Genomic DNA, 9,837 nt, shown 5'->3' with positions numbered 1-9,837 from the left:
TGCCGCCGCGTCGGGCGCGGGCCGCGCCGGGGACGCCGTCGGAGTAGCCGACACCGACACCGCAGGGGGTGCGGGTGCGGTACGCGACGCGGGACCGGGCGAGGCGGATGCCGCCGCGTCGGGCGCGGGCCGCGCCGGGGACGCCGTCGGAGTAGCCGACACCGACACCGCAGGGGGTGCGGGTGCCGTACGCGACGCGGGACCGGGCGAGGCGTCCGCCGCGTCGGGCGTGGGCCGCGCCGGGGACGCCGTCGGAGTAGCCGACACCGACACCGCAGGGGGTGCGGGTGCCGTACGCGACGCAGGACCGGCCGAGGCGGATGCCGCCGCGTCGGGCGCGGGCCGCGCCGGAGACGCCGTCGGAGTAGCCGACACCGACACCGCAGGGGGTGCGGGTGCCGTACGCGACGCAGGACCGGCCGAGGCGGATGCCGCCGCGTCGGGCCCCGACGTACCGGACGCGGGCACCACCGGGGCCGCCCCGGGCGCACCCGCCGCGGCCCCCGCCCGGGTCACCGGCTCCGTACCGGACACAGGTCTCCCCGGGAGCGCCCCGGAAGTACCCGACACCGACTCAGCCGGGGCCCCCGGCGCCGTACCGGACGCGGGACCACCCGAGACGGGACCGGTCACGCCGGACCCGGGCACCACCGGGGACGCCGCCGGAGTACCCGACGCGGAACCCGCCGAGGCATGCCCGGCCGCGCCGGACCCGGGCACCGCCGGGGCCGTCGGAGTGCCCGACACCGGCACCGCAGAGGCACCCGACGCGGGGCCGGGCGAGGCGGACGCCGCCGCGTCGGGCGCAGGTCTCGCCGCGGCCGGCCCCGGCGTACCCGCCACCGCACCCGCCGGGGTCACCGGCTCCGCACCCGACGCGGAACCCGTCGCGGACGCACCCGGCACCGCAGGGGTCTCCGGCGTCGTCTCGCGCTCCGGTTTCGTGTCGGAGGCCGGGGACCGTGTGGGTTCCGGGGTCGGTGGGGACGTGCGGGGGAGGGTGCCGTCCGTCAGGCGTCTGGCCGTGCGGGCCGCGTCACGCGAGGCCGCCGCGCCGGAGTCCGCGGGGTTCGGGGTCGATGCCGTCATTCGGGTCCACCTCATGCTCTCGGGGTCATCGGAACAAACGCCGCCAGGTCTCCGGGCCCGGGTAGCCGTCGGCCGCTCCGCCGCGCCAGCCCTGTGCCCGCTGGAACGCCTCGACGTTGCGGCGGTCCGCCTCCGTCCAGCGCGGACCGGGTCCCGACAGGTAGTGCTTGCCGAAGCCCCGCTTCACCAGTTGTTTGCCCAGGTTCTCCACATATGCGTTGGATTGCCCCGGACGGAAGTAGCCACGCCCGGGAAACCCCGTCGCATTCGTGCTCGGACCGCCCGAACCACTCGAACCGCCGATGTCCTTGCCCCCGCCGGTCACGAGGAGCCGCCACGTCTGCGGCCCGGGAATGCCGTCCGCGTCCTTGCCCTTCCAGCCCTGCGCGAGCTGGAACGCCTCGGTCGCCCTGCGGTCCGCCTCGCCCCACCTCGGACCGGGCCCCTGGCTGTAGAACCTCTTGCCGCCGCGCTCGACGAGGAGCTTCCCGAGCTGGGTGATGTACGCGTTGTTCGCGCCGGGGCCGAACTTCCCGGCCCCCGGGTACGGCGTCGCCTCCGTGGGCTCCGACCCGCCGCCGGTGCCGCCGCTCACCACGCCCTTGTAGCGGTAGGCCACGTACCGGTCGGAGTTCTCCCAGTACGCCATCGGCGTCGCCTGCTTCCGCGTGCTCGGCTTCGTCTGCTCGTAGGCGACGTAGGAGGTGTGCGTGTAGTCGGTCCAGCCGCCGAAGATCGTGACGTGCGAGCCGCGGGTCGGGTTCGCCGGGTTGTGGAACAGCAGGATGTCGCCGGGCTGGAGCTCCGTGCGGTCGATCCGTACGGCGAAGCGGTCGAGGCTTCCGGTCCACTCGTTGCTGCGCAGGTTCCAGGCCATCGAGATGTAGCCGGAGCAGTCCTGGCGGTACCCGTCCGACCAGTACTGCTCCATCGAGTACGGGACCTGCGCCGAGACCCATGTCTTGGCCCGGTTGATGATCTCCGCGCGGGTCGTCTGACGCAGCGTCTCCGTCGAGATCTGACTGGTCGTCGGGACGGCGTCGGGCGCCGGGGCGGAGCCGGGCCCCGGCGCGCCGCCGTGCAGCGGCCCCCGCCCGCCCTGCGGGGTATCGGCCCCCGGCCAGGACGTGTCGGGGGACGCGGGGGCTACGGGGGCTACGGGAGTCCCGGGCTCCGCCGGCCCCCGCAGGACCGCCGGATCCACGTCCACCCCGGCCGCCGGGGCCGTGTCCAGCCCGGCCGCCGGGGCCGCGTCCACCGGAGCCTGTGGGTCCGCGTCCACCGGAGCCTGTGGGTCCGCGTCCACCGGGGCCTGCGGGCCCGGGTCCGCCGGGGCCAGTGGGCCCGGGTCCGCCGGGGCCAGTGGGCCCGGGCCGGTGAGGGCCGTCGCCACCCCGGCCCCTCCCCCGCCCAGGACCACGCCCGCCGCCGTCACCAGGACCAGCGCGCGGCGGGCGCCGTGCGCCGCCGGGTGGCCGCCCGCGCGGACGGGCAGACCCAGGGCGAGGTCGCGCCGCTGCCGGGCGCAGCCCGGGCAGCCGCAGTCGGCCGCGGGTTCGAACTCCTCGAAGACCGGCACGCTCATGCGATTCCCCTCCACACTCGTCAAGATCTTTTTGACCCTTGTTTCGGGCGTCAGTGTCTCAACTGTCTGGACAAATCGCATTTTGACGGATCGAAGGCCTGATACGACCATCCGACAGGCCGGAGGCGACCGGTATTGGTCAGGGGCACCCCCTCACGTCAGGTAGAGTTCTCTTTGTCAGCAGGCGCCGCTAGCTCAGTTGGTTAGAGCAGCTGACTCTTAATCAGCGGGTCCGGGGTTCGAGTCCCTGGCGGCGCACGCAGAGTCAAGACCCCCTCACCGATGGTGAGGGGGTCTTGGTCTTTCTCCGGGTCGTATCGCCTCAACTACCGTGCGCTGTCGGCCAGTTACGCCGCATCCCTGGGCCGGGCGAGGGCGGGGCCTCTACAGTGTGCGGAACCCCGACCTCCCGCGGCGGCACCGGGCTCCTCCCGCGGCCCGTGAGCCCCGCGGTCGAGGACCGGCCCGGTCGGCGGCGGCACGGGACGCGCCCCCGCCGACCGCGGCCCGGTTCAGTCCCGTCCTGTCCAGCCCCGTCCCGTCCTGTCCAGCCCTGTCCGGTCCGGTCCCGTCCGGTGAGGGCGCTCAGCCCGCGCCCGTCAGGTACGCCGACACCACCACGTTCGCCGTGTACGTCCCCGCCGCCCGGTCGAAGGTGCCGCCGCAGGTGATCAGGCGCAGCTCGGAGCGGTGCGGGTCGCGGGCGCCGTACACCTTGCCCGCGTCGAAGTCGTCCCGCGGGAAGACCTGGACGTCGTCGACGGTGAACTCGGCGACCGATCCGTCCGTCCGGGTGATGCGGACCTTCGCGCCGGGGCGGGCCGCGCTCAGGCCGTAGAAGACGGCCCGGCGGGTCTCGGTGTCGACGTGGCCGACGAGGAGGGCCGCGCCGGCCGCGCCCGGCCGGGTGCCGGAACCGAACCAGCCCACGGTGTGCGGCATCTCGAAGGGCGGCGGATCGATGGCGCCCGTGCCGTCCAGGCCGCGCGCCACGACGGGCGCGCTGATGCCCAGGGAGGGGATGTCGATCCGCCGGGGTTCGAGGGGCGGCAGCGGGTCGCGGGCCGGGGGCAGCGGGTCGCCGAGCGGGCGGCCGACCGCGGCGATGTCGCCGGTGGTCGGCGCGGAGCTGCCGCCGGGGCCGTCGGTGGCCTCACGGCCCCAGAGCCAGAGCCCGGACAGCAGGACCGCCCAGGCCACGCCGGTGACGAGTCGCCCGGTGCCCGCCGGGCGGGTTCCGGACGGCACGGTCACTCCTCGCCGGTACCCGGACCGGTGCGGCGGCGGGAGCTGCGGAAGGCGACCGCCACGGCGGCGATCGCGGCCATGCCGAGGCCGAGCAGGGTGTACGGGGTGCCGAGGCCGCTCTCGGAGGTGGTCTGGGCGACGCCGGGGGCCGCCGGTGCGGCGAAGGCGGCGGTGCCTCCCCCGCCGGCGCGGACCGGGGCCACCGGGGTGGCGTGGTGCGTGGGCCGGTGGGTGGGCTCCTGGTGGTGCCGGATCTGCACGGTGCCGACGGCCCGGTGGTCGTGGCCGTCGCAGGTCACGCTGACCTTGTACGTACCGTCCCGGAGGTCGGACCGGACGGTGGTGTCGCCGAACAGGGGGTTGCCCCCGCCGTCCCGGCCGGTCAGCTCCGCGTCGGCGACGAACGCCGGGGACTTGGCGGCGCCCGTCGTTCCCTTGCAGCCCTGGACGCGGACGTCGACGTCGGCGCCGGGCGAGGCGGTGGAAGGGGTGACGGTGGCCGTCACCCCGTCGTGGGCGTACGCGCCGCCGGCCGCCTGTGCCAGTACGAGCACCACGGCCGCCCCAGCGGCACGGAGAGCAATGGGAGCTGAACGCATCGTGACCTCCTGATACTGGCAGGGTCACCCGGATCCGCGCTTCTCGCATCCGCAGGGGACGGCAGGGGACGTCCCGGAGCGCCCCTTACACGCGGTCGACGATGTCCGCGATGGACTGGACGATCTTCGACGGCCGGAACGGGAAGCGGTCGATCTCCGCCTGCGTCGTCAGACCGGTCAGCACCAGGAAGGTCTGCATGCCCGCCTCCAGACCGGCCAGGATGTCGGTGTCCATCCGGTCGCCGATCATCGCGCTGGACTCGGAGTGGGCGCCGATCGCGTTGAGGCCGGTCCGCATCATGAGCGGGTTCGGCTTGCCCGCGAAGTACGGCTCCTTGCCGGTGGCCTTCGTGATGAGGGCGGCGACGGAGCCGGTGGCCGGGAGCGGGCCCTCCAGGGAGGGGCCGGTCTCGTCGGGGTTGGTGCAGATGAAGCGGGCGCCGGCGTTGATGAGGCGGACGGCCTTGGTCATCGCCTCGAAGGAGTACGTACGGGTCTCGCCGAGCACCACGTAGTCCGGGTCGTGGTCGGTGAGGACGTAGCCGATGTCGTGGAGCGCGGTGGTGAGGCCCGCCTCGCCGATCACGTACGCGGTGCCGCCCGGGCGCTGGTCGTCGAGGAACTTGGCGGTGGCGAGCGCCGAGGTCCAGATGTTCTCGACGGGGACTTCGAGGCCCATGCGGGCGAGGCGGGCGTGCAGGTCGCGGGCGGTGTAGATCGAGTTGTTGGTGAGGACCAGGAAGGGCTTCCCGGTCTCCCGCAGCTTCTTGATGAACGCGTCGGCGCCGGGGATCGGCACGCCCTCGTGGATGAGGACGCCGTCCATGTCGGTCAGCCAGGATTCGATCGGCTTGCGCTCTGCCATGGGTGCGGGACTCCTGCCGTACAAAACGTGCGGTGTGCTGGGGGCGCCGCGACAGCGCTGTGGCGACGCCCCCAGGGTAGTCAGGATGCGCTGATCTTGACCCCGTCGATCGTCCAGTACCAGTTGTTGGAGCCGGTGTAGCGGAAGCGGAAGCTCACGCTGGAGGCGCCGGCGGGGACCGCGACCGTGAGCGACTGGGGCTGGGAGACGACGTCGGCGGTGTAGCTCCTGACGAGCGTCGGGGTGCCGCCGTTGAAGACCGCCTGGACCTGGGCGGTCTGGCTGCCCTCCTGGCGGTAGAAGGTGGTGAAGTCGAGCGTGACGGTGCTCGCGCCGGAGACGGCGTACGCGGGCGTGACCAGGGTCGAGTCGTACGTACCGGAGAAGGACTTGTCGGCCCACTCGTCGGAGTCGGCGACGGCGAACACGCCCCGGGCGCGGACGTTGAGCTCGCGGGACTGGTCGCGCTGCGCGCGGGACCAGAACTCGTCCGTGGCGAAGGACCAGCCGCGCCACTCGGTCATGCCGCCGGTGCCCATCGCGTTGTTGATGACGGACCAGCCGCTCGGCGCGGTGTGGGTGAAGCCGAGGATCCCGGCGGGGATGCCGGTCTCGTCGACGCGGCCTGACAGGGACGGGTAGAGGGTGTCGAAGGGGTCGGTGGACCGCTCCTGTATCGGCTTGCCGTCGAGGCCCCAGGACGGGTCGGGGACGATGCCGAGCTGGTGGAAGACGGTGGCGGCGACGTCGACGAGCCGGGTGTCGATGGGGCGGGCTCCCGCGGCGATGCCGGGGCCCTGGGCGAGGACGAAGGTGCGCCGCTCCTCGATGGTGGAGCCGCCGTGGCCGCCGGCGTCGGTGTGGCCGTGGTCGGTGGCGACGACGACGGTCCAGCGCTCGGTGGCGTAGGTCGGCCGGGCCTGGATCGCGGCGAGCAGGCGGCCGAGGTAGCCGTCCTGGACGTCGATGGCGTCGAGGTACTTCTGGCTTGCGGCGCCGTAGTTGTGGCCGATCTCGTCGGTCTCGCCGAAGTAGACGAAGAGGACGTCGGGGTTCTGGTTGCGGAGGACGTCCTCGGTGATGTCGGTGATCGTGAGGTCGTTGACCGCGTAGTCGTTGTTGTAGACGAGCTTGGCGTCGGCGCCGGGGGTGACGGTGCCGTGGGTGTCGAGCTCGGGCCAGTCGACGGCGGCGAAGAGCGAGAGCTCGGGGCGGACCTGGTTCAGGCGGGCGAGGAAGCCGGGGTACCGGCCGTAGTTCTTGCCGGTGAAGGTGTTGTCCTTCACGCCGTGCTTGTCGGGCCAGACACCGGTGGAGATCGTCGACCAGCCGGGGCCGGACAGGGTCCCGGCCATCGGGTTGGCGTAGAGCAGGGAGCGGCCGTAGGTGCCGTTCGCCATCAGGGACTTGAGGGTGGGGGCCTTGGCGGCGTCGATCCGGTCGTACCGCAGACCGTCCATGCCGACGAAGAGCACCTTGTCCTGGCTGGTGCCGTTCGGGAGCGTCGGGGCGGTGACGGCGGCCTGGGCGGCGGGGGCGGTGGCGAGTCCGGTGGCGGCGACGGCCGCGGTGGCACCGGCGGCGGCGAGCACGGTGCGGCGGGAGATGCCGTGGATCGGCATGTCGGAGTCCTCCGTGGAAGTTGACGGGACGCACCAACGCCCCTGATTACTCAGGGGCGTTGGTCCGTACCCGTTATCTTTCCGCGATGTTCGGAGGCTTTCCAGAGGCGCGAGGTGAACTCTTAGCTTCCGGTCGCGGACTTCCACGCGTCGACGTACGCCGCGAGGTTCTTGTCGATGTCGGCCCAGTCCGGCTCGAAGACCTCGACGCCCTCCATCAGCTTGGCCAGTTCGATGGCGTTGGCGTCGGTGGCCTTGACGTCCTTGCGGGCCGGGAAGCCGCCGCCGATCGCGCTGACCTCGCGCTGGGCGCCCTCGCTCAGCATGAAGTCGAGGAGCTTCTTGCCGTTCTCGGTGTGCGGGGCCTTGTTCACCAGACCTGCGGCGTACGGCAGGGCGAAGGTCGTGGGCCTGCCGCCGTCCTTCGCGGGGAACCAGATGCCGAGGTTCGGCATGGACTTGGCCTGGGCGAAGTTCATCTGGACATCGCCGTTGGCGACGAGGAGTTCGCCCTTGTCCACCTTGGGGGCGAGCTTGGAGGTGGAGGAGGACGGGCCGACGTTGTTGGCCTGGAGCTTCTTCAGGTACTCCATCGCCGGCTCCTTGCCGCCGAAGTCGTGCATCGCCTTGATGAGGACGGCGGTGCCGTCGCCCGCGACGCCGGGGGTGGAGTACTGCAGCTTGTCCTTGTACTTGGCGTCGAGCAGCTCCTCCCAGGTCTTCGGGGCCGCGGGGAGCTCCTTCTTGTTGTGGACGAAGCCGAAGTAGTTGTTGACGACGGAGGTCCAGGTGCCGTCGCCGGACTTGTCGCCGCCGTTGACCTGGTCGGCACCCTTCGGCTCGTACGACTGGAGCAGGCCCTTGGAGCCGGCCTGCTGGATGAAGGGCGGCAGGGTGACGAGGACGTCGGCCTGGGTGTTGGACTTCTCGCGGAGGGCGCGCTGCACCATCTCGCCGGAGCCGCCCTCGACGTACTTGACCTTGATGCCGGTCTGCTTCTCGAAGTCGGCGAAGACCTTGTCGTACCAGCCGTCGCCCGCCTCGCCCTTGAGACCGTCGGCGCTGTAGACGGTGACGACCTTCTCGTCGGAGGCGGCGGAGGAGCCGTCGCAGGCGGTGAGCGTGGCGGCGAGGACGAGGGCGCCGGTGACGGCGGCGACCGGCTTGGCGTACGTACGCATCACGTTGTTCTCTCCTAGCAGTACTAGCGGTACGAGGCTTTGGTACGGATACGGGAGACGGCGAGGAGCGCCAGCAGGGTCGCGGCCATCAGGACCACGGCGAGCGCCGAGCCGGTGAACAGGGAGCCCCGGTCGGTGGCGGTGAAGATGAGCACCGGCAGCGGGGTCCAGTCCGGCGGGTAGAGCATCATCGTGGCGCTGAGCTCTCCCATGGACAGGGCGAAGCAGAGCCCGGCGGCCGCGTTCAGGGACGGCAGCAGGAGCGGGAGCTTCACCCGGAGCAGGACGTACGAGGGGCGGGCGCCGAGGCTGGCCGCCGCCTGCTCGTACATCGGGTCCAGGCGCCGGATGGCGGCCGAGACCGACTGGTGGGCGAACGCCGTGACGAGGACGGTGTGCGCGAGGATCACGATCCAGCGGGTGCCGTTGAGGAGCAGCGGCGGCTGCGAGAAGGCGACGAGGACCGCGAGGCCGACGACCACGGACGGGACGGCGACCGGCAGCATGAACAGGGCGTCGAGGAGCCGCTTGCCCTTCCTGCCGAGGGCGGCCGCGGCGAGCGCGGCCCAGGTGCCGACGGTCAGCGCGATCACGCTCGCGGTGACGGCCGTGACCAGGCTGGTGGTGAGCGCCTGGAGGGACTCGCCCCGGGCGGCCGCCGTGTAGTGGGCGGTGGTGGGTCCGGAGGGGAAGGCGCCGGACCAGTGCGTGGAGAACGAGGCGGCGAGGATGACGAGGAGGGGCAGTGCGAAGAGCGGGACGAAGAGGACCGCGAACAGGGCCCAGGCCGTCCACTTTCCGGTACGGCTATGCACCAGCACGGCGGCTCACCCCCCGGTAGAGGACGTAGAGGCCGACCGAGAGCGCGACGTTGACGACGGCGACGACGCAGGCGGCGGCGTAGTCGGATTCGAGGATCGCCTTGCTGTAGACGAGCATCGGGAGGGTCGTGACGCCCTTGGCCCCGGTGAAGAGGACGATCCCGAACTCGTTGAGGCACATGACGAGGACGAGGCTGCCGCCGGCGGCGAGCGCGGGCAGCGCCTCGGGCAGGATCACCTGCCGGACGATCCGCAGCGGCCGGGCGCCGAGCGAGGACGCCACCTCCAGCTGGGCGGTCTCCATCTGCGAGAACGCGGCGAGGAGCGGGCGCATCACGAACGGGGTGAAGTACGTGATCTCGGCGAGGAGGACGCCCCACGGGGTGGTGAGGAACCGGAAGGGTCCTGCCGGGTCGCCGGTGACGTCGGTCCAGATCCCGTTGGCCATGCCGACCGTGCCGTAGAGGAACAGCAGGGCGAGCGTGATCAGGAAGGACGGGAAGGAGAGGAAGACGTCGATGAACTTCGACACCGCCTTCCCGCCGGGGAAGGGCACGAACGCGATCACCAGCGCGAGGACGAAGCCGAGGACGAGACACCCGACGGTGGCGGCGACGGCCAGCCACACGGTGGTGACGAGCGCCTCACGGAAGGAGGCGGAGGCGAAGACCTCGGCGTACGCACCGGGGGCGAGGGACTCCTGGACGACGAGGGCGAGGGGGTAGAGAAAGACGAGGGCGAGGACGAGGACGGGGGGTAGGGACCACAGGACCGTTGTGGGCATACGTTCCGCCGGGGCGTGGGGGTCCCTCCCGGACGGAGTCTGG

8 protein-coding genes and 1 tRNA gene are annotated in these 9,837 nt (G+C 72.3%); 1 reads left to right on the top strand and 8 read right to left on the bottom strand.

Going from position 1 to position 9,837, the window contains the following annotated elements:
- Positions 1 to 1,114: 1,114 nt before the first annotated feature.
- Positions 1,115 to 2,674 carry a peptidoglycan-binding protein gene (locus AC07AW_RS07465; RefSeq protein WP_478814526.1) on the bottom strand — a complete coding sequence of 520 codons (1,560 nt, stop codon included), beginning with the start codon at positions 2,672 to 2,674 and terminating at the stop codon, positions 1,115 to 1,117.
- A 184-nt stretch (positions 2,675 to 2,858) separates the two neighbouring features.
- On the opposite strand from AC07AW_RS07465, the gene AC07AW_RS07460 reads away from it, so the two are divergent.
- Positions 2,859 to 2,932 (top strand) — tRNA-Lys (locus tag AC07AW_RS07460).
- Positions 2,933 to 3,259: 327 nt separating this feature from the next.
- Here AC07AW_RS07460 and AC07AW_RS07455 read toward each other — a convergent pair.
- The 7 genes from AC07AW_RS07455 to AC07AW_RS07425 form a co-directional block, all read right to left on the bottom strand.
- Positions 3,260 to 3,928: a class F sortase gene (locus tag AC07AW_RS07455; RefSeq protein WP_478814525.1), complete on the bottom strand. Its 669-nt coding sequence runs from the start codon at positions 3,926 to 3,928 to the stop codon at positions 3,260 to 3,262.
- Positions 3,925 to 4,521 carry a hypothetical protein gene (locus tag AC07AW_RS07450; RefSeq protein WP_478814524.1) on the bottom strand — a complete coding sequence of 199 codons (597 nt, stop codon included), beginning with the start codon at positions 4,519 to 4,521 and terminating at the stop codon, positions 3,925 to 3,927. The genes AC07AW_RS07455 and AC07AW_RS07450 overlap by 4 nt, the downstream gene beginning before the upstream one ends.
- 85 nt (positions 4,522 to 4,606) lie before the next feature.
- Positions 4,607 to 5,386, bottom strand: a complete 780-nt coding sequence (locus AC07AW_RS07445) for an HAD-IIA family hydrolase (protein WP_123452652.1) — start codon at positions 5,384 to 5,386, stop codon at positions 4,607 to 4,609.
- 80 nt (positions 5,387 to 5,466) lie between these two features.
- The gene (locus AC07AW_RS07440) at positions 5,467 to 7,008 is read right to left on the bottom strand and encodes an alkaline phosphatase family protein (RefSeq protein ID WP_478814523.1); all 1,542 of its coding nucleotides are present in this window, start codon (positions 7,006 to 7,008) and stop codon (positions 5,467 to 5,469) included.
- 122 nt (positions 7,009 to 7,130) lie between these two features.
- On the bottom strand, positions 7,131 to 8,189 hold the full coding sequence (locus tag AC07AW_RS07435) for a 2-aminoethylphosphonate ABC transporter substrate-binding protein (RefSeq protein ID WP_478815303.1): 1,059 nt from the start codon (positions 8,187 to 8,189) through the stop codon (positions 7,131 to 7,133).
- A 23-nt stretch (positions 8,190 to 8,212) separates the two neighbouring features.
- The gene (locus AC07AW_RS07430; RefSeq protein WP_478814522.1) at positions 8,213 to 9,010 is read right to left on the bottom strand and encodes an ABC transporter permease; all 798 of its coding nucleotides are present in this window, start codon (positions 9,008 to 9,010) and stop codon (positions 8,213 to 8,215) included.
- Positions 8,997 to 9,794 carry a 2-aminoethylphosphonate ABC transporter permease subunit gene (locus AC07AW_RS07425; RefSeq protein ID WP_478814521.1) on the bottom strand — a complete coding sequence of 266 codons (798 nt, stop codon included), beginning with the start codon at positions 9,792 to 9,794 and terminating at the stop codon, positions 8,997 to 8,999. The genes AC07AW_RS07430 and AC07AW_RS07425 overlap by 14 nt, the downstream gene beginning before the upstream one ends.
- Positions 9,795 to 9,837 lie beyond the last annotated feature (43 nt).

The sequence above is a fragment of the Streptomyces sp. NPDC044003 genome, from assembly GCF_056435185.1.
The sequence above is the reverse complement of the archived record's forward strand: the minus strand, read 5'-3'. Positions and strand labels throughout refer to the sequence as shown.